General features: G+C 62.4%; 17 protein-coding genes. 10 read left to right on the plus strand and 7 right to left on the minus strand.

Annotated features, from left to right (window positions below; all coding sequences use genetic code 11):
- Window positions 1–4: 4 nt before the first annotated feature.
- The 5 genes from CGLAU_RS03935 to CGLAU_RS03955 form a co-directional block, all read right to left on the minus strand.
- Window positions 5–1,153, minus strand: coding sequence for a glycosyltransferase family 4 protein (locus tag CGLAU_RS03935; RefSeq protein WP_095659567.1), 1,149 nt, complete (start codon window positions 1,151–1,153; stop codon window positions 5–7).
- A gap of 5 nt (window positions 1,154–1,158) precedes the next feature.
- Window positions 1,159–2,355 carry an NAD-dependent epimerase/dehydratase family protein gene (locus tag CGLAU_RS03940; RefSeq protein WP_095659568.1) on the minus strand — a complete coding sequence of 399 codons (1,197 nt, stop codon included), beginning with the start codon at window positions 2,353–2,355 and terminating at the stop codon, window positions 1,159–1,161.
- 97 nt (window positions 2,356–2,452) lie between these two features.
- Window positions 2,453–4,228 (minus strand): type IV secretory system conjugative DNA transfer family protein, encoded by a 1,776-nt coding sequence (locus CGLAU_RS03945; RefSeq protein ID WP_095659569.1) that lies wholly within the window; start codon window positions 4,226–4,228, stop codon window positions 2,453–2,455.
- A gap of 104 nt (window positions 4,229–4,332) precedes the next feature.
- Window positions 4,333–4,521 carry a hypothetical protein gene (locus CGLAU_RS03950; RefSeq protein WP_157731255.1) on the minus strand — a complete coding sequence of 63 codons (189 nt, stop codon included), beginning with the start codon at window positions 4,519–4,521 and terminating at the stop codon, window positions 4,333–4,335.
- A gap of 37 nt (window positions 4,522–4,558) precedes the next feature.
- Window positions 4,559–5,551, minus strand: coding sequence for an SWIM zinc finger family protein (locus CGLAU_RS03955; protein WP_095659571.1), 993 nt, complete (start codon window positions 5,549–5,551; stop codon window positions 4,559–4,561).
- Between the two features lie 110 nt (window positions 5,552–5,661).
- On the opposite strand from CGLAU_RS03955, the gene CGLAU_RS03960 reads away from it, so the two are divergent.
- From CGLAU_RS03960 to CGLAU_RS03970, 3 genes are all read left to right on the plus strand, one after another.
- Window positions 5,662–7,089, plus strand: a complete 1,428-nt coding sequence (locus CGLAU_RS03960) for an ABC transporter transmembrane domain-containing protein (RefSeq protein ID WP_232507188.1) — start codon at window positions 5,662–5,664, stop codon at window positions 7,087–7,089.
- Between the two features lies 1 nt (window position 7,090).
- Window positions 7,091–8,842, plus strand: a complete 1,752-nt coding sequence (locus CGLAU_RS03965; RefSeq protein WP_095659572.1) for an ABC transporter ATP-binding protein — start codon at window positions 7,091–7,093, stop codon at window positions 8,840–8,842.
- A 259-nt stretch (window positions 8,843–9,101) separates the two neighbouring features.
- A complete protein-coding gene (locus tag CGLAU_RS03970) occupies window positions 9,102–10,652 on the plus strand; it encodes an SLC13 family permease (protein WP_095659573.1) in 1,551 nt (516 codons plus the stop codon).
- 18 nt (window positions 10,653–10,670) lie between these two features.
- Here CGLAU_RS03970 and CGLAU_RS03975 read toward each other — a convergent pair whose 3' ends face one another.
- A complete protein-coding gene (locus CGLAU_RS03975) occupies window positions 10,671–11,072 on the minus strand; it encodes a hypothetical protein (RefSeq protein ID WP_157731256.1) in 402 nt (133 codons plus the stop codon).
- 24 nt (window positions 11,073–11,096) lie between these two features.
- Between CGLAU_RS03975 and CGLAU_RS03980 the strand changes: the two genes are divergently transcribed.
- The 5 genes from CGLAU_RS03980 (at window position 11,097) to CGLAU_RS04000 (ending at window position 15,016) form a co-directional block, all read left to right on the plus strand.
- On the plus strand, window positions 11,097–11,450 hold the full coding sequence (locus CGLAU_RS03980) for a DUF2200 family protein (protein ID WP_095659575.1): 354 nt from the start codon (window positions 11,097–11,099) through the stop codon (window positions 11,448–11,450).
- Complete coding sequence (locus CGLAU_RS03985; RefSeq protein ID WP_095659576.1) at window positions 11,447–12,601, plus strand: YihY/virulence factor BrkB family protein; 1,155 nt, start codon at window positions 11,447–11,449, stop codon at window positions 12,599–12,601. The genes CGLAU_RS03980 and CGLAU_RS03985 overlap by 4 nt, the downstream gene beginning before the upstream one ends.
- 10 nt (window positions 12,602–12,611) lie before the next feature.
- Window positions 12,612–13,496, plus strand: a complete 885-nt coding sequence (locus tag CGLAU_RS03990) for an SDR family oxidoreductase (RefSeq protein ID WP_095659577.1) — start codon at window positions 12,612–12,614, stop codon at window positions 13,494–13,496.
- Between the two features lie 159 nt (window positions 13,497–13,655).
- Window positions 13,656–13,871: a helix-turn-helix transcriptional regulator gene (locus CGLAU_RS03995; RefSeq protein WP_095659578.1), complete on the plus strand. Its 216-nt coding sequence runs from the start codon at window positions 13,656–13,658 to the stop codon at window positions 13,869–13,871.
- The gene (locus CGLAU_RS04000) at window positions 13,868–15,016 is read left to right on the plus strand and encodes a type II toxin-antitoxin system HipA family toxin (RefSeq protein WP_232507189.1); all 1,149 of its coding nucleotides are present in this window, start codon (window positions 13,868–13,870) and stop codon (window positions 15,014–15,016) included. Before CGLAU_RS03995 ends, CGLAU_RS04000 begins: the two co-directional genes overlap by 4 nt.
- Here CGLAU_RS04000 and CGLAU_RS04005 read toward each other — a convergent pair whose 3' ends face one another.
- On the minus strand, window positions 15,017–16,471 hold the full coding sequence (locus CGLAU_RS04005) for a peptide MFS transporter (protein WP_269768552.1): 1,455 nt from the start codon (window positions 16,469–16,471) through the stop codon (window positions 15,017–15,019).
- Between the two features lie 77 nt (window positions 16,472–16,548).
- Here CGLAU_RS04005 and CGLAU_RS04010 point away from each other — a divergent pair, with 77 nt between their 5' ends.
- Both CGLAU_RS04010 and bioD read left to right on the plus strand, forming a co-directional pair.
- Window positions 16,549–17,850 (plus strand): adenosylmethionine--8-amino-7-oxononanoate transaminase, encoded by a 1,302-nt coding sequence (locus tag CGLAU_RS04010; RefSeq protein WP_095659580.1) that lies wholly within the window; start codon window positions 16,549–16,551, stop codon window positions 17,848–17,850.
- Window positions 17,847–18,521, plus strand: a complete 675-nt coding sequence (gene bioD / locus CGLAU_RS04015; RefSeq protein WP_095659581.1) for a dethiobiotin synthase — start codon at window positions 17,847–17,849, stop codon at window positions 18,519–18,521. The genes CGLAU_RS04010 and bioD overlap by 4 nt, the downstream gene beginning before the upstream one ends.
- The last annotated feature ends 3 nt before the right edge of the window (window positions 18,522–18,524 follow it).

An 18,524-nucleotide genomic window follows, 5' to 3' on the forward strand; every position in this document is an offset into this window, starting at 1 on the left:
ACGCTTAGCGATGTAGCGCGCGGCGTGCCGTGATCGCTTTTTTGTAGACCTCCACAACGGCCTCGGTGGAGGTGCGCCAGTTCCAGTGCTCTGCCTCGGCGCGTGCTGCTTGTGCCATTTGCGTGTGCAAGGGGGCGTCGATAAGCAACTGCTCGAGCTTTTCCGCCCACGCGGAATCGGGCAGGGAGGGCTCGACCAAGAACCCGGTGGTGCCGTCGTCGACGACGAAGGGTAAGCCGCCGGCCTTGGCGGCGACCACCGGCACGCCGGACGCGAATGCCTCGAGTGCCGCGAAGCCGAGCGTTTCTGTGGTGGAGGGGAAAAGCAGTGCGTCGCCGGACGCGTAGGCCGCGTGCAACTCCTCGCCGGAGAGGTAGCCGGTGAGTGTGATCCAGTCGCGGTCGAAGGCTTTGCTGATCTCGCGGAACTGGGGTCCATCGCCGATGACGGCGAAGCGGGTGCCGGGGACACGGGCGCGCAGTTCCTCCATAATCGGCAGGCAGCGTTCGACGGATTTCTCGGCGGAAACACGACCGACGAAGATCACCAGGGGAGCGTCGGGGTGGCCGCCAGTGAGACGGGCGCGCATGTCCACGGTGCGCTTCCCCGGCGCGAAGCTCACCGTGTCCACTGCCTTCGGCCACAGCTCAACGTTGGGGATGCCGTAGCTCGCCGCGCGCTCCATCATCGGCCCGGAGGTGACCAGGTTGTACTGCGCCTTGCCGTGGAAGGTGCGAAGCCCCCACTCAGCTGCCGGTTTCGCCCACGGAATGCCCAGCTTGAGGGTGTATTCGGGTACGTCGGTGTGGAAGGAGCCGACCAGCGGCAGGCCCTGGAAGCTCACGATCAGGCTCGACCAGCCGGCAGTCCAGATGGGGTTGATCGCATGCACGACATCGGGTTGAAATTGCGCGAGCCTGCGGGGAATCACCGGAGTGATCAGGCCGAACTGGATCTCGGGGTAAACGGGCCTAAAGCTTAACGACGGCACGTGCACCACGTCGAACCCCGCATACTCATCCGGAGCGTCGCCGGTGGCGAAAATGAGCACCTCATGGCCTAGCTCTGCAAGCTGCTCGAGGTGGCGGATGGTGCGGGTGACTACACCGTCGATCTTCGGCAGGAAGACCTCGGTGAGGATGGCGATGCGCACTGCGGTTACTTCTCGCCTTCCGGCACGCCTTCGTGCTGCTGCTTCGTCCACAGGGAACGCGCCGGGATCTTGCTGCGGTCGGCGCGGTCGGAGTACTTGCGCGCGACATCTTCGACTTCCTGGAGCAGGCCTTCGGCGAGGTAAGTCGGCTCGAGACCCAGGCCGATGAAGGTGTCGTTTGCCACGTGGAGCTCGTTTTCAGCGGACTCCTTGCGCGGGTTGGGCACCATCTGTACCTCGGCGCCGGAGATGTTGCTGATCAGTTCGGCGAGGTCGCGGACGCGGTGGGTCTCGGTCATCTGGTTGAAAATCTTCACGCGCTCGCCTTTGGCGGGCGGGTTCTCCACCGCGAGTTGGATGCACTTCGCCATGTCGCGGATGTGGATGAAGGCGCGGGTCTGCCCGCCGGTGCCGTGCACGGTGAGCGGGTAGCCGACGGCGGCCTGCATGAGGAAGCGGTTGAGCACAGTGCCGTAATCGCCGTCGTAATCGAAGCGGTTGATCAGACGCTCATCGCGCTCGGTCTGCGGCGTGTGGGTGCCCCAGATGATGCCCTGGTGCAGGTCCGTAATCCGCAGCTCATCGTTCTTGGCGTAGTACGCGAACAAGCTTTGATCCAGCACCTTGGTCATGTGGTAGACCGACCCCGGATTAGTGGGGTAGAGGATCTGCTGCTCCACAATGCCGTTCTCACCAGCGTCGACCTGGATGTCCAGGTAGCCCTCCGGGATCTGCATGCCCGCGGTGCCGTAACCGTAAACGCCCATCGTGCCCAGATGCACAACGTGGATGTCGAGACCGGATTCCACGATGGCGACGAGCAGGTTGTGGGTGGCGTTGACGTTGTTATCCACCGTGTAGCGCTTCGTGCGGTGGTTCTTCATCGAGTACGGCGCCGCACGCTGCTCAGCGAAGTGGATCACCGCATCCGGTTCGTAGGTGGTGATGAAGTCGTACAGGCCCTCGTAATCCTGGGCGACGTCGATGTTTTCAAAACCGATCTCTTTGCCGGTGACTTCCTTCCACGCGGCCAAGCGGTCGTCGATAGTGGCGATTGGTGTCAGCGACTGGGCGCCGAGCTCTTCATCGATTGCGCGGCGGGAGAGATTGTCCACAATCACCACGTCGTGTCCGATGTCCGACAGGTGCAGCGAAGCGGGCCAGCCACAGAATCCGTCCCCACCAAGTACTGCAATTTTCACGAAAGAGCTCCAAGCATGATTAGAAAAACAACTTCCCGGATACGTTACCCGGACACACGCAGGCGCGCCGGATGAAAAGGCTCGCTGTGCGATTGTCTTAATCCGGGTGCATAGGATCGCGGCCTTCGGCGATAGCGCGGTATTGCTCTGCCTCTCGGAGAAGCTCGTCACCGGGCTGGTCAGTCGCGTTCTTCAGTAACGAACGGGGTTGCTCGACCTCGCGCCACTGCTGCGGCACACGCTCGCGGTACCCATCAAAGAACTCGCTCGACCACGGGTACGTTCCGATGAACTTCCAGGCGCTTCCCTCCCACAACATTGCTTCGCCCATCGGCATCTGCGCGATGGCTTCAACCGGCACAATATTCGTCCGCTCAGTGTGCACGCTTTGAGTGTCGGAGTGGTAAACGTTATTGCTCCTCGACCAAAAGTCCGGACGGCTCGTGCCCGATGAGCTGGAAATAACTTGGCGGTCAAAATCTCCGGCGATCGCGCTAAAGGTACGAAGCGTCTGATCGTCGCGAATACCTGGCATCAAAATGGCGGACGGGAACATCCCCAAAAAGTTAATTCCTGGCCATGCCGCGCGTGCCTGGGAGAGATCCTGCAGCCCCACCGTTAGCGCAATGCCTTGCCCGCCGAACTGCGAGGCCCAAGTGTCTAAAGGCGGACGTGCCACGTGCGCTGCTTCATCCACCACGACGTTCAACCAGTCCAGGTCCTCACCCTCATTAGCAGCTCGTTTTCGCTCCCGGGTAATCGCCGACAAAAGCGCCATTATCAGACCTGCGGTCACGCTCTGCTCCTCCGGTGACGCTGCGATGTACAGCGTGTCAGACGTGCGTATGAATCGCGCAGGGTCGAAGTCCTCGCCTTTGTTGGACAGCACCGCGGCAGAGTTGTAAACCGAAGTTAGCCGACGCAGCGTGGAAGCGATTGATCCTCGCTCTTTATCCGGTGTGGCCCTGATCCCGCGCAACGTCGAAAGGGCTAAGTCTGCGTCAACGTCCTCTGGGTCGGTCCTGTGCTGCAGAATTGTGTTCTCAACCTGGTCCAATGCCCCCTCGGTTTCCCGGCACCAAGCAGCAAACGTCGGCAAAGAAACGTACTGGCCTGCAAAAAGGATGACTGCGAGCCACTCAGTCGCCGAATCAATCCAGTCACGGTTAGGCGAGCCCACCGCATATGGTGCCGTCCACTCGTTCGCGATCACACGGGCAGAGTCCCATCCAGAGACACTCCATGCTGGCGACCACCGTACGCGCAAAGCTCCATCGGGAATGCCGCTGCCCAGGTCGAGTGCCCAAATACGGCCTCGCTTCGAACGGGTCTGGTGGGTGTCATACAGCACCTCCCACTTCACCGATGTACTTACGACCGGCCCAGTAGCAATAGCCACAGTCGGTGCAATCACGCAGGAAGTCTTCCCTGAACCGGGCGGACCAAGGACAAGCGTCGCACCGCGGGGGTCGGTCACGTGCACATTGTTATCAAAGGTGCCCGCAAACGTACCCGACAGCATCGCAAAATCCGACAGCACTTCTGCCGTCACGGGTTTCGGAGCCCCCCTCCCTGTAACCTTGCGCAGCGCCCACTTACACACCAGGGCAGGCACCACTCGTACGAAGCCGGCTCCAAGACTGAGCCCGGTACCAACCGCTTCATCTTCTGCGTGCTCACTCCGCGTGCTCAGCGTGATGAGGAACCAGATCACGGCGATGAAGATGGCGAACGATTTGAAGAAATCGAAGCCAGTTTGGAAGAAGAGCACGAACAAGCCTGTGCCCCAGAATGGCAAAAAGAGAAATTCCGCCAACTTGTTAAACCAGTAAGTTCTCTCGAAATACTGATGCTGCGGTAATAGATGTGACATGGGCTAACTCTCTTTCTCTTCTACCTTGACTGGGTTACGGAGTTGGCTCTGAGTCCGTTCGGTGTCGGCCACGTCTCCCCCCGTGGTAGCTGAATTTCCTGCGCCTACAGAACGAGCATGAGAGCGCGAACCAGTGAATCCCACAGGCCGGTCACCGAGTAGGACAGATCCGTCAGGGATTGCCGCCAAGATCCGGGTATCCACTGGGCGGCCAAGTCACTGGCCGCGAAATCGCGCACATCCTGCGCGCCGGAGTGGAAGTTGTGGTGCAGCGTTGAACTCAGGGGTGTCATGCCAGCCAGGGTAGCGCTGACGCGGTGGGACGGTGTCTTAAAGCTCATAGTCTGCAAGGGCATCGGCGAAGTGCGGCCAGAATTGGAATTCGCTTCTCAGTAGGTCGAGCTGGCCTTCCCACTGGTAAAGGCCGTCGGTGGCCAGGTCAGGATCTTCGACCTGCATCAGCAACAGCTGGAGCTGCGCGATCCGGAGTGCAACGTGGGCGGCGCTATCGGGCGTTCGCGGCGGCGGCAATTCGGACGATGCTTGGGTAAGCCACAGGCGGAAGTAAGCGAAGAGGCGCCGCACCGCAGTCACTGGGTCGCGGGGCAGCTCGACGCCCACCGCCCAGGTGGCTGCAACAAAGGAGTCGACGCTGGAGGTTTCGATGGTAAGCAGGCCCTCTTCGTAGAGCGAGAACTCTGTCGCCGCCATGAGCTCGAAGGTGGCGTAGTCAGTGTCTCGGCCCAGTTCGGCGAGGGTGATCATAGTCTCGATGTAGGTTTGCTCCGGCGCGTCGAGGTAGGCGGCGAAAGTTGCGATCGACGGCTCGGCGAGGAATTGCTCGCGCAAAACGGCGTGGGTCTCTTTCGCACCGCCTGCTTCCGAATAATTGGGATCGAACCAATGCGGCATGGCAAGTCTGGTGAGCACTGGTTCGACCTGGGGGAGCTCCGCGCGCAACGCGTTGACGAGCTGAACGAGCTCGACCGCGGTCATCCTGTCGAGCGCGGCGTCGAGTAGCGGGTGCCCTCCCGGCTTGAGCTCGGCGGCGTGGACTGCGACCGCGATCGCATGCTTGCACCACTCGTCGCGCACCGAGCAGGTGCAGCTTGCACTGACTCCTTTCGCCGTCAGGCGGAGGGTGATCAGATACGGCTGCGTGCCAACAATCTGGGCTTGTAGTTCATCGTCTTGCACCTCGAGCAGGGCAATATAGTCACCCGGAATGTCTGTCGCACGCGCGATGGACACAGGCTTGGCTACCTGGTCAAGCTGCGTTGCGCTGAACTCGCGCAGTCTGGCGATGATGCGTTGCTCCTCCATGACCCGAACTCTAGGAAACAACCCCCACACGCCATCTGCCGGCTTCGAACGGGCATTTGGAAGCCAACGGAACCAAGGTCGTGTCGGCAACGTCGAATATGGTTAGGTCGGTGAGCACCTTGCCCCGCCCCGACGACCCCCGCTGGCTTTGGAAAACCCTGAACTCCCGGGCCCGCTTTTCGGTGCCCGCGGCACTCGGCATCACCACGATGATGGTCACCAACGCGTCCGCGCCCGTGATCGTCGGCCGCGCAATTGACACCGCCATCGCTACGCAAGACCTCGCCAGCCTAACCCGCTACATCGCCCTGCTCGCAATCGTCATGGCCATCGGCGCAGTTGGCGGATGGTTCGGTCGCAGCTGGCTCTCCAAAGCAGTCCTCACCGTCGGCCATGACCTGCGCATGGCAGTCACCGCGCGCATCCTCGACCCGCGCGGCATTGGCGGCGCCACCCGCTACACCCCAGGTGAGCTGCTGTCCATCGCATCCACCGACGTCAAACGCGTCTCCGAAGCGGTCTTCCTCATGGTCTTCCCGGTGGGCCACCTGCTCACCATCGCGTACGTCGCATACGTTGTCGGCTCAATCCACCTGCCGCTCGGCATTGCGATCCTCGCCGGCGGCCCACTCGTCGTATTTGGCACTATTGCCGCAGGCAAACCGCTCCAGAAACGGTCCGGCGAGCGCCAAAAAGCACTCGCAGATGCCGCCGCCACCGCCACCGATGTCGTGGAAGGCCTGCGGATCATCAAAGGCCTCGGCGCGGTGGACGTAGTCAGCGGCAGGTACAAGGAAGCGTCGATACGCGCTCGTCTCGCCACCATCCGGGCCAACGCGTCGCACGCCCGCCTCGACGCGACGACCGAATCACTCGGCACCCTCTACATCATCGCCGCCACCATCGCGGCCGCGATCTTCGCCGCCCGCGGGGTGATCAGCGTCGGCGATCTCATCACCATCCTCGGTGTCACCCAGTTCGTCATCACGCCAATGACCTTCCTGGGCAAGCACATCGCCGCGCGCCTCGCCCCAGCTCAGGCCAGCGCGCGCCGCATCACCCGGCTTTTACAAGAGCCTTCGCTTATCGACGCCCCGTTGCCCGCACCACAGTTCCCACCCGGCCTCACAGTCATCGACCGCACTCCACCCGCGGATTTGGCCCAGGTCGACCGCACTGAGGTGTTGGTCGCCCCACACGCGGCGCACTTGTTTGAGGGCACGGTGCTGGGCAACGTTGCCGATGACGCGGATGCCGCTCGCGCCGCACTCGTGGTCGCCGCAGGCCGCGACATCCTTGCCGCCGCAGAGCGCGAAGTAGGGGAGAACGGCGCGGGTCTGTCCGGCGGCCAGCGGCAGCGCGTCGCCCTTGCCCGTGCAATCGCCGTCGACCCAGACGTGCTCATTTTGCAGGATCCCACTACCGCGGTTGACTCCGTGACCGAACAAGCCATCGCCGCGAACGTCGCGCAAGCGCGCGCCGGCAAGACCACCGTGGTTTACTCCTCCTCGCCGGCGTGGAAGGCGGTGGCGGAATAGCATGCGTTTCCCAACAGCAACAGGCAGTGAAGTCCGCCAGGAAGTTTCCCGCCAACTCAGCCGGATCCCGCAGGCACGTGGACGTTTCTGGGCCTCGGTAGTTGTGCTCTCCATCGGTGCACTTGGCTCAATGGCGGTGCCGATTCTGCTCGGCCGCGTCGTCGACGTCGTGCTCGCGGGTGGCGCAGACATGGTCACGCGCATCCTTTGGATCGGAGCGGGCGTGTCCATCGCGGCGGTGGTCAGCGCAGGCCTCAACGCCGTCGGGTTCTACCTGCTGTCCACAGTCGCGGAGCGCGCGATCGGCAACCTGCGCGAGGACATGGTCGACACGGCCCTGCACCTGCCTACCCACCGCGTGGAGGAGGCCGGTTCCGGGGATTTGCTGTCGCGATCGACCGATGACGTCGCCGAGTTGTCGTCGTCAATCTCTCAAACCTTGCCCGATGTCACCTCCGCGATCTTTGTGCTCGGCGCAACCGCCATTGCCTTGATCGGCCTCGACCCGTACTACGCCGTCATTCCGCTGCTGGCTGGCCCCGCGTATTTCCTCAGCTTCCGCCAGTACCTGAAGAGTGCGCCGGAGCGCTACGCCAACGAGCGCGCGTCGATGGCCGAGCGCGCGCGGCGCATGCTCGAATCCATCCACGGGCTGGAAACGCTGCACGCGTTCTCGCGCGAGGACCGCGCGCAGGAGCGCATCGGGGAATCGTCGTGGCGAGTCGTGGGAAACGGCTACCGCGCGCGACGCACGATGATGGTGACGCAGGTGCAAATGACGATCATCGAGGCCGGCATGCTCATCGCCGGCCTTGTCATGAGCTATTTCGCCGTGCGCGGTGGTCAGCTCACCATCGGCCAGGTCACCGGCGCGATGATGATCATCATCCGCATCCGCCGGCCGATGATGGGCATCATCCACACCCTCGACACGGTCAATTCCGGCTACGCCTCGCTCGCACGCATCGTCGGAGTGGTGCACAACCCGCCCGCCCGGGTGCCGGATTGCGGCGCCCCCGCGCCTGCCGGCCGCGCGGAGCTGCGTGACGTCTGGTTCCGCTACGGCGACGACTGGGCTGTGCGCGACATCAACTTCAATCTCCAGCCAGGCGAAAAGGTCGCGCTCGTCGGCGCATCCGGCGCGGGTAAGTCGACGGTCGCAGCACTGCTTGCAGGTTTGCGCGTCCCCGACGAGGGATTGGTGCTTATCGACGACACCCCGGTCACCGCCCTTTCCGACTCCGAACGCGTCGCCCGCCTCGCGCTCGTCTCCCAGGAAGTGCACGTGTTTTCCGGCACTCTGCGCGAGGACCTCACTATTGCGAAACCTAACGCCACGGATGCGGAGCTGGAGCAAGCACTTGCCGACGTTGGCGCCGACTGGTTCGAAACGCTTTCCGATGGCCTAAACACCATCGTAGGCAGCCGCGGGATGCGCCTTGAACCCGTGCAGGCGCAGCAGCTCGCGCTCGCACGCATCCACCTGCTCGACCCGGCGATCGTGCTCATGGACGAAGCCACCGCCGAGGCCGGATCTGCCGGCGCAGGCGCACTCGAAGACGCAGCCCGAGTGGTTACCTCGGGCCGGTCCTCGGTGGTCATCGCGCACCGCTTGGACCAGGCGGCGGAAGCAGACCTCATCCTCGTGATGGACGCCGGCGAGGTCGTCGAGCGCGGCACCCACGCTGAACTCCTCGACCTCGGCGGCCGCTACGCGCAGCTCTGGACAGCGTGGTCTCGTGGCCGGGCCTAGCTTCGGCCGCGAACGCGAGGTCGGGGAATGCGTCTGCCATCCAAGTGCGAATCCAGGCGCGAAATCATCTGCGAGATTGTAGAAGGGTCGGGGTGCCGGGGGTATAAAACCGCAGGTCGGTTCGAGCGCGATTGCGTACCCTTCTACATCCACATTGTTGACTTGTGTAGTTGAAAGGAAAATCACATTGGAGTGAGTCTGAGACCTTATTAACGTGGGTGGTGAACCTTGAATATTTGAATATGGAGGAGGAACCACCGTGACTACAAAAGTCAACGGCGGCGCCGGTGGCGCCAGAGTGCCAGATGCCGACGCTAAGGCCGACGGCCAAATCGCCGCGGCGAAAGCGCCGAAGGCGCGCACCACCGGTCAGAACATCGCATTCGTCCTCGCATTCGTCGCCCTGATTGCGGTGCTGCTCATCCCGATTCCCGGCCTCGACGCCACTGGCCAGATTGCACTGGCAATGCTCGCATTCGCCGTCATCATGTGGGTCTCGGAGGCGGTGTCTTACCCCGTCAGTGCGGTGATGATCGTGGGCCTCATCTCGATTTTGCTGACGTTCGCACCCGACCCGGAGAACCCGGGGCAATTAGTGGGATCGAAGACGGCGCTGTCTACCGCAATGACGGGATTCTCGTCGTCGGCAGTGGCGCTGGTGGCCGCGGCCCTTGCGCTTGCCACCGCGATGCAGGCGACCGGGTTGCACCGTCGCCTAGCGCTTTACATCCTCAAAGTCTCGGGCGAGAAAGTCTCGAACATCGTCATCGGCGCGATCGTGATCTCGATTGTGCTCGCGTTCTTCGTGCCGTCGGCAACCGCGCGCGCCGGCGCCGTCGTACCGATCCTCATCGGTATGGTCGCCGCGTTCGGCCTGCCCACGGACTCGAAACTCGGCGCGCTGCTGGTAATCACTGCAACGCAGGCGGTCTCGATCTGGAATGTCGGCATTAAAACTGCCGCGGCGCAGAACCTTGTCGCCATCGGTTTCATCGAAGACCAGATGGGCCAATCCGTCTCTTGGGGACAATGGCTCATGTGGGCGGCACCGTGGTCCATCATCATGTCGATTGCCCTCTACTTCATTATGCGGTGGGCGATTAAGGCGGAAACGGATTCGATTACTGGCGGTAAAGAGCTCGTCGAAAAGCAAATTTCGGAGATGGGCCCGATGACTGGTGCCGAGAAGCGACTGACCGCAATCGCTGTGGCCCTGTTGCTGTTTTGGGCGACTGAAGATGTGCTGCACCCGATTAGCTCGGCGGTGATCACTATCGTTGCCGTGGGCATCATGCTGATGCCGGGGATCGGCGTGATGACCTGGAAGTATGCGCAAGAGAAGATCAACTGGGGCACGCTGGTCGTGTTCGCTGCCGGTATCTCACTGGGCACGTTCCTCCTGAACACCGGTGCGGCGACCTGGCTCTCCGAGGTGACGTTCGGTGCGCTGGGCCTGGCGGGGATGCCAATGCTGGCGACGATTGCGATTGTGTCGCTGTTCAACATCATCATCCACCTCGGCTTCGCCTCGGCGACCTCGCTGGCATCCGCGCTGATCCCGGTGTTCATTGCGCTCGCCGCGACCCTGGACGCGCCGAACGGCGGCCTGGGCTTCGTGATCATCCAGCAGTTCGTGATCTGCTTCGGCTTCCTGCTTCCGGTTTCCGCGCCGCAGAACATGCTGGCGTACGGTACTGGCGCCTTCACCCCGCAGCAGTTCCTGCGCACCGGTATTCCGCTGACGGTGGTCGGCTACCTGCTGATCCTGCTGCTGTCGGCGACCTACTGGAACTGGATCGGCCTGGTCTAAGCCGCGGACCCGCGGCAGCTACTGCAGCACGAGCCCCACGTGAATCGTGGTCAGCTCGTGCTCGCCCGGCCCCGCGGGGAGCGCTTGCAGCTCCGCAGCGGTGGCGGGGGAGACAGGAATGATCCACCCGTGGTTCGGGTCCAGTACCGGAGCGGACGCCGCGTTCGAAGGCACAAAGGTCACCGGGCGCTGGCCCTCGGCGGCAAGCTGCAGGGGCCCGCGAAGGGCACGTAGCTCCTCCAGCGCCTCCGGGGTCGTCGTGATAATCACCAGCTTCTCGTCGGTGTCAGGGGACAGGTTCGCAGTGTGCACGAGCAGTTGCTTAACGACGACGCGCTCATACCGCCTAGGCAACTCGACAAGGCCCGACGCAGTATCGCCGCCGCCGAAAACGTCCCGCACACGGTCCATAAAACCCATGGCCGAAAGTGTAGCGTTCGAAGCATGACTGACCCGAAGCTCGAGCGCGTCTTCGCCTACCCATTCGGCGACATTTACAACAACTACGTGGCCAAAGTTGAGCGCAAAGACCGCACCCGCGGCGAGCTCGATGACGTGCTCGGGTGGTTCACAGGGCTGGACCCGGATCAGCTCGCGGCGGCAGGGGAGCAGACGCTCCGCGAGTTCTTCGACCACACCGCGGAGCTGCCCGCCAGCACCGAGCTCATCACCGGCAGCGTCTGCGGGGTCAAGGTCCAAGAGGTCGACGACCCGCTGATGCGCAAGATCCGCATGATGGACAAGCTTGTCGACGAACTTGCGAAGGGCAAGGCCCTGAAGAAGGTGAAGCGGGGATGACGCAGGACGTCGATAAGCACGAGCTTGCTCAGGGAACCTCCCACCGTGCGCAAATGATCCTGCCGTATGGAACGGGGGAGCTGCGCGTGGCGCAGCCGCGCGAGGAGGAGCCGCTGCGGCGCGGCAACCGGCTTACGAAGCCGGGGTGGAAGTTGGTGCTGAAGCGCTGCCTGATCGACTGGGGCACCGACGCGATGGTGGACCGCGGGGCGACGCTGACGTATTACTCGGTGCTTTCGCTGGCGCCGATGCTGTTGGCGGCGTACTCCATCATCACTTTGTTGCTGCCGCGTGATGAGGCAGCAGCAGAGTCGTTGATGACGGGCTTGGTCAAGGAGTATGTCCCGGCCGAGCTGCAGGACCAGGCACTGGAACTTGTGCTGAACATCATCGGTACGCCGGCGCAGTCCACGATTGCGCTGACTATCTCGGTGATCATTTCGCTGTTGTCGGCGTCCGCGTACGTGCGCTCGTTCTCGCGAAACGCGAACCTGATCTACGGGCGTACGGAGGGCCGCAACATCGTGATCACGTGGCTGACCATGTGGTTGATCACGCTGGTGATGGTTGTTGGGGCAGTGCTGATCCTTATGGGCATGTTCCTCACCGAGTCCATCGTCACCGCCGTCCTTGGGCCGCTCGCCGCGCCTCTCAAGCTCGAGGACACGCTGGAGTACCTCACCTCGATCTTCCTCCCGGTGTGGGCGTACGCGCGCGTGCCTGTCATCATTGTCGCTGCAATCGCGCTGATTTCGGTGCTGTACTTCCTCGCTCCAAACGTCAAACCCGGGCGGTTCCGGTTGCTCACCGTTGGTTCGACGCTCGCTCTAATCGTCATCGCAACCATCTGGAGCCTGTTCAGCTGGTACCTCTCCGCGATCGGTGTGCGTTCGCCGTACGGTGCGTTCGGTACCGTCTTGGCTGTGCTCGGCCTGCTGTGGGTGATGAACATCGTGCTGCTCGAGGGGGTCAAGATCGACGCAGAGATCTTGCGCGCGAAGGAGCTCCAGGCCGGGCTCGATTCTGGGCACCTCATCCAGGCCCCGCCGCGTTCCAACGATGCGGCCAAGTGGCGGCTGCAGACGCTGGCGTGGGCGGACAAGACAGTGGCCGAAATTCAGGCCCGACGCCAAGATGAAGAACGCGAGTAGCCTGGCCGCTATGGCACTTATTGATCCCCGTACCAAGTACCCCTCCGAATTCGACAAGGAAGACCGCCAGAAGGATCCCGGTCTCGATGTGAAAATGACCACGGAGCCGGACCTTGGCCAGAGCACTTATAAGGGCTCTGGCAAGCTCCAGGGTCGCCGAGCACTGATCACCGGCGGCGACTCCGGCATTGGTGCCGCCACTGCAATTGCGTTTGCCCGCGAAGGCGCTGACGTGGCCATCGCGTACCTGCCGGAAGAGCAGGAAGACGCCGAGCGCATTCTTTCCGCCATCGAGGATGCCGGCCAGAAAGCCGTCGGCATTCCGGGCGACCTGCGCGAGCTCTCCGTGTGCGAGGAGACGGTGCAGAAGGCCGTCGACGAGCTTGGCGGGCTGGACATCTTGGTGAACAACGCGTCGCGCCAGGTGTGGAACGACGGCGTGCTCGAGATTTCCGACGAGGATTTCGACGCCACGATGAAGACCAACATCTACTCCGCATTCCGCGTGACCAAAGCGGCGGTGCCGCACATGCCGCCGGGATCGTCGATTATCTTCTCCACCTCGATCCAGGCGTACGACCCGTCGAAGGAACTGCTGGATTACGCAATGACCAAGGCGGCCTTCAACAACTTCGCCAAGGGACTGTCCGGTGAGCTGCTTCCGTCGAAGGGCATTCGCGTCAACGCGGTGGCACCGGGACCGATCTGGACCGTGATCCAGCCGGCCGAGGGTCAGCCGGAGGAAGTGGTGGACAACTTCGGCAAGGGCTCCGACATGGGTCGTCCGGGCCAGCCGGCGGAGCTCGCCGGGGCGTACGTGTTCCTCGCCTCCGAGGATGCGTCCTACGTATCGGGGGAGACGCTGGCAGTCACCGGCGGCGCACTTACGCCGTAGACGGAGCGAGCATTCCGTTTTTGTGCGAACAAGTTAATGTTCCTCACGGAACCAGCCCGGATCGGAACGAACGCTCTGTTTTTTAGCGGTTTATAGCTATACTGCGACGCAGGCTTGCCTAAACGGAGTGAGCGTTCCGATGGAAGTGAGTGGCTCGATATGGATGTGACGGAGCTGGGTGAGTTCGTCCGAATAAACCGCAAAGATAAGGGCCTGACGCAACAAGACCTTGCCGACCTCTCAGGTGTCTCAGACCGGTTTGTACGAGAAATGGAAAAAGGCAAACCTTCAGCCGAGATCGGCAAGGTGATCGCGGTGCTTACAACTCTTGGATTTGATCTCGAGCCCGTCATCCACCGGGGAGTCCTATTGTGATTGCAGCCGATGTCTATCGGAATGAGGAGCTCGTCGGCCACCTCGCAAAATCCGAGGGGGGCATTGTTGAATTTCGGTATCTCGAATCCGCCAAGAGCCCTGTTGCGACAACGTTGCCTCTCGACGGTGGACCCTACATCGGCGTGGCGGGAGCGCTTCCGGCGTTTTTCACCAACCTGCTTCCTGAGGGAAGGAGGCTATCTGCCCTCAAACGGCAGGTGAAAGCTTCGCTTGACGACGAACTGGCGCTGCTGATCGCCGTTGGCGCAGACACGATCGGCGACGTCCAGGTTATACCTCACGGGGAAGAGCCCATTGGTGCGCCAGCGATGATTGACCTGGGCGGCGAATTGGACTTCAGCAAAGCCCTGTCCGACTCCGGTATCCCTGATCCGGTGGCGGTTCCGGGTGTGCAGGATAAGGCCTCGGCGCGCATCATTGCGGCACCGGTGGCGGGAGCCGGAAATGAGTTCATACTTAAGGTCTCCCCGCCAGAGTTTCCGAAACTCGTTGAGAATGAGGCCGCGTGCTTCGACATTGCACGCGGGACAGGGTTTCCACTAGCCGAAACGCAACTGCTCCATGACGTGCATGGGCGCCCCGGTTTGCTAGTCACTCGCTTTGACCGGGAGGGAAAACGACGCCTCCACATGGAGGATGCTGCGCAGATCATGGGTCTTTACCCGAGTGCGAAGTATGACCCGCCCATGGAAGATGTCGTTGAGGCATTGAAATCGGTGAGTGCGTCGCCTGTGCTCACTGCGCGCTCCGTTGCATTCCAGGTTGCTTTGGCTTGGCTTACCGGCAACGGCGATCTTCACGCGAAGAATGTCTCGTTGATCTGGCACAACGGAGCAGCGGAACCCGCGCCGATCTACGACATTCCCTCGACTGTCCCGTATGGCGATACGACGATGGCTCTGGAGCTACAAGGGAGAAACGACAACATCAGCGCGAAAATCTTCCGTGCATTTTGTGCAGAGATTGGGCTACCACAAAGAGCTGCGGAACGCGTGATGGAGTTGGCTCTCAAGACGACCGAGGATGCGCCCGAGCGCATAATTAACGCCACAGAATTCGACCCGCGCCGGGTCCGCGACCTCCGTCGAATTCTGGATCGGCGTCGCCGCCTCTGGCTAGGATGATCACTTCTCCGCGCGGGCCACAACGCGTGCTCCGCGCAGCGCAACGGTGAGCCCGATAACAACCGGAACTAGACCGACAACGAGCAGGTAGGCGCGCTCGGATGACGGGTTCGTTGAATCGTAGAGCACCGATGCGGTACCTGCGAGCGATGTGCCGATTGCCATGGTGAGGAAGTACAAGGCCGCGAACCTCGTTCGGAACGCCGCCGGAGCGTGCGCTCCAGTAGAGGACATGCCGACAGGGCCGATGAACAGTTCGCCGAGCGACATGCACAGCACGCAGCCGGCAAGCGCGAGGAAGGGTGTGCTGGCTTCACCGCCGCCCACAAACGGCAGCAAAAGGAACATCCCAGCCCCGGCGAGCGCGAGCCCACCGCCCATGACGACATGACGTCTCGGCGCGAACCGGGCCATCGCAAACGCGATGGGCAGTGAGAACACCAGGATGTAGAACGGGTTGAGAGACTGCGTCCACGGCGCCGGGATGGTGAAATCGCCAATGGTGCGATCAAGGCGTTGATCTGAGTAAACCGCGAAGACACCTGCGGTTTGAGCGAAGAGACCCCAGTACGCAGTGGAGCAGATGAATAGCGGGATATACGAAAGCACCTTGGAGCGCTCCTCCTTTGTGGTCTCCGGGGAGGTCAGTGCCTGCACAAACAGACCGACTGCCGCGAGCACAGTGAGAGCAAGCAGACCCATCACGAGCCCGTCGGGCTGGAGGACATCCGTGGCCAACAGGGCCAAAATGAGCGCGACAAAGGCAGTTCCAGCGGCGACGATCGAAGCGGCGCGTTTCGAAGCAATCGGCTGCGCCGGGCGCCCGATTGCTTCCTGGCCGAGGACAGCGAGCACCTTTGGACGCAAGGCGAGGTACATCACGGCTCCGGCAACCATGAGCACCGCAGCGGCGCCGAAACCAACATGGAAGCCGTACTGCTGCGCCAACCACCCGGTCAAAAGTGGTCCGAAGAGCGCGCCCACATTAATTCCCAGGTAAAAGATCTGAAACGCCGCATCCCGCGAGCCAGCACGGTCCGGAAATGCAAGTCCCAGCAAGGTGATCGCGGCGGTTTTTAGCAGCCCCGAGCCAAGCGCAATCGCAAGCAGGCCCGCGGCAAGGCCGGCGTACCCGGGGATGAACGCCAGGCAAAGGTGCCCGGCAACCAACAAACCGCAACCGGTGAGCAGCGTGCGCTCGGGCCCGAAGACTCGATCGCCGAACCACCCGCCGACGTAGGCGAAGAGATACAGGCACGCACCGTACGCGCCGACAAGTGCGGTGGCCTGCGTTTCTGCCATCCCCAGCTCGCGGTAGAGGTAATAGACCAGGATGGCCTGCATCCCGTAAAAGCTGAAGCGCTCCCAGGCTTCCACGCCAGCAAGTGCAGCGACAACAGGGCCTTTGGAAGGGGTGCGGGCACGAGCGGTTGAACGGTGTTCAAGTTGAGTCACAAAGAGCAGTATGCACGCAGCTTTAGACTGCTAGGGTCGAATTCGGCAAAATTCTGAACACTGTTCAAAGGGACGTCATGAAGGGAGCAGAGGTGGGCCAGCAAATTGCACCGGAGCAAATTGCCGCGATCGATGCGGCGCACATCTGGCACCCTTACGCCGAGCCAGGACTTTTCACCTACCCCGTCGCATCAACGGGTGGTGCGTACCTCACGCTCGAAGATGGACGCACGCTTATCGACGCCATGAGTTCCTGGTGGGCCGCCATCCACGGGCATGGCCACCCTCGCCTGGTCGACGCGGCGAAGGCGCAGATCGACCGAATGAGCCACGTGATGTTCGGCGGGCTCACCCACGCACCTGCAGCCCGGCTCACGCAGCAGCTGCTCAAGCTCACCGGCGGTCACTTCAACCAAGTCTTCTATTCCGATTCTGGATCGGTCGCGGTCGAAGTTGCGATGAAGATGGCGCTTCAATACGCGCGCGGCACCGGTCATCCGGAACGCACGAAGTTCCTCACCTGGCGCTCGGGCTATCACGGCGACACGTTCGCCACCATGAGCGTGTGCGATCCCAACGGTGGCATGCACGCGTTTTGGGGCTCGGCGCTGCAATCACAGGTGTTCGCGCCGGCGCCGCCGGTCACGGGGGCGTCGACAAGCAAGCGAAGCTCCTACCTTGAGGAGTTCGCATCGCTGATCACCGACGAAATCGCGGCGGTGATCATCGAACCGGTCGTGCAGGGCGCAGGTGGCATGCGGTTCCACGACCCCGAGCTCGTGCAGGGGCTTCGCGAGCTTTGCGACGGCGCCGGGTTGCCGCTCATCGCCGATGAAATCGCGACCGGTTTCGGACGCACTGGGAAATTGTTCACCACGGTGTCGAATGGGGTTGTGCCCGATATTTTATGCGTGGGCAAGGCGCTGACCGGCGGGTTCACCACGCAGGCTGCAACCCTGGCTACGGAGAGGATTGCGGCGGGGATGCAGCCCCGAGCGCTCATGCATGGTCCGACATTCATGGCGAACCCGCTCGCGTGCGCGGTGGCGGCAGAGTCGCTCGCGATGATTGCAGAGGGCGAGTGGGAGCAGCAGGTAGCGGCGATCGAGCGGGGTCTCGAGCGGGGGCTGGGGCAGCTGCGCGGTGCGCCGGGGGTTGCCGATGTTCGTGTGCTCGGGGCGATCGGCGTTGTTGAAATGGACCGTGACGTGCCGATGCGCGAAACCACCGAGGCCGCGATGGCACGGGGCGTGTGGATCCGTCCTTTTGGGCGGCTGATTTACACCATGCCGCCGTATATCTGTACCGAGGATGAAGTAGCGAAGATTTGTGGCGGCATCGCGGCAGCGGTGGACGCAGCGGGAAGGGTTGAAGCATGATCATCTGCGTCACCGGAACGAACACCGATGTGGGAAAAACCATTGCCACTGCGGCGCTGGCCAACGTCATCGACCAGGCTGGCTACAACGTCATCGCGGCGAAACCCGTGCAAACCGGCACCACGACCGATCCAGGCGATGCTGCCACCGTGACCAGGCTAACCGGGTTGCCTACTGTGCAGGGATGGGGTTTCCCCGAGCCCCTGGCACCGAACCTTGCAGCGCGCCGAGCAGGGGAGCAGGCACCGTCGTTAAGGGAAGTCGTTCAGTGGGTGCGAGATCTCGATGCACCCGATCGCACGGTGCTCGTTGAAGGAGCCGGTGGTCTGCTGGTACGCATCGGGGATGATTACTCGCTTGCCGACGTCGCCGTGGAGCTCGACGCACCGCTAGTGGTGGTGACCTCGCTGGGGTTGGGCAGCTTGAACCTCGCGGAGCTTACGTGTGTGCATGCCCGTCAGCGAGGGCTGGATGTTCTGGGGTTGGTCGGCGGGGCAATGCCCGCTGAGCCCGACCTGGCCACCGCGCTCAATGTTGAAGAGCTGCCACGCGTGACCGGGGTGCCGTACCTCGGCTCACTTCCGGCAGGTGCGGGCAAACTTAGCCCTAAGGACTTTGCAGCGATGGCACAAGAGGTACTCGGACCACACGCCCGCAGGTTCACCCCGTAGCCC

This window comes from Corynebacterium glaucum (genome assembly GCF_002287505.1).
Taxonomy (GTDB): domain Bacteria; phylum Actinomycetota; class Actinomycetes; order Mycobacteriales; family Mycobacteriaceae; genus Corynebacterium; species Corynebacterium glaucum.

Coding starts and splice junctions, on each gene's coding strand:
- CGLAU_RS03965 (WP_095659572.1), top strand. CDS start 7,091: ATGCGTTTCCCAACAGCAACAGGCAGTGAAGTCCGCCAGGAAGTTTCC.
- CGLAU_RS03985 (WP_095659576.1), top strand. CDS start 11,447: ATGACGCAGGACGTCGATAAGCACGAGCTTGCTCAGGGAACCTCCCAC.
- CGLAU_RS03955 (WP_095659571.1), bottom strand. CDS start 5,551: ATGGAGGAGCAACGCATCATCGCCAGACTGCGCGAGTTCAGCGCAACG.
- CGLAU_RS03990 (WP_095659577.1), top strand. CDS start 12,612: ATGGCACTTATTGATCCCCGTACCAAGTACCCCTCCGAATTCGACAAG.
- CGLAU_RS03950 (WP_157731255.1), bottom strand. CDS start 4,521: ATGACACCCCTGAGTTCAACGCTGCACCACAACTTCCACTCCGGCGCG.
- CGLAU_RS04010 (WP_095659580.1), top strand. CDS start 16,549: ATGAAGGGAGCAGAGGTGGGCCAGCAAATTGCACCGGAGCAAATTGCC.
- bioD (WP_095659581.1), top strand. CDS start 17,847: ATGATCATCTGCGTCACCGGAACGAACACCGATGTGGGAAAAACCATT.
- CGLAU_RS03945 (WP_095659569.1), bottom strand. CDS start 4,228: ATGTCACATCTATTACCGCAGCATCAGTATTTCGAGAGAACTTACTGG.
- CGLAU_RS03995 (WP_095659578.1), top strand. CDS start 13,656: ATGGATGTGACGGAGCTGGGTGAGTTCGTCCGAATAAACCGCAAAGAT.
- CGLAU_RS03980 (WP_095659575.1), top strand. CDS start 11,097: ATGACTGACCCGAAGCTCGAGCGCGTCTTCGCCTACCCATTCGGCGAC.
- CGLAU_RS03975 (WP_157731256.1), bottom strand. CDS start 11,072: ATGGGTTTTATGGACCGTGTGCGGGACGTTTTCGGCGGCGGCGATACT.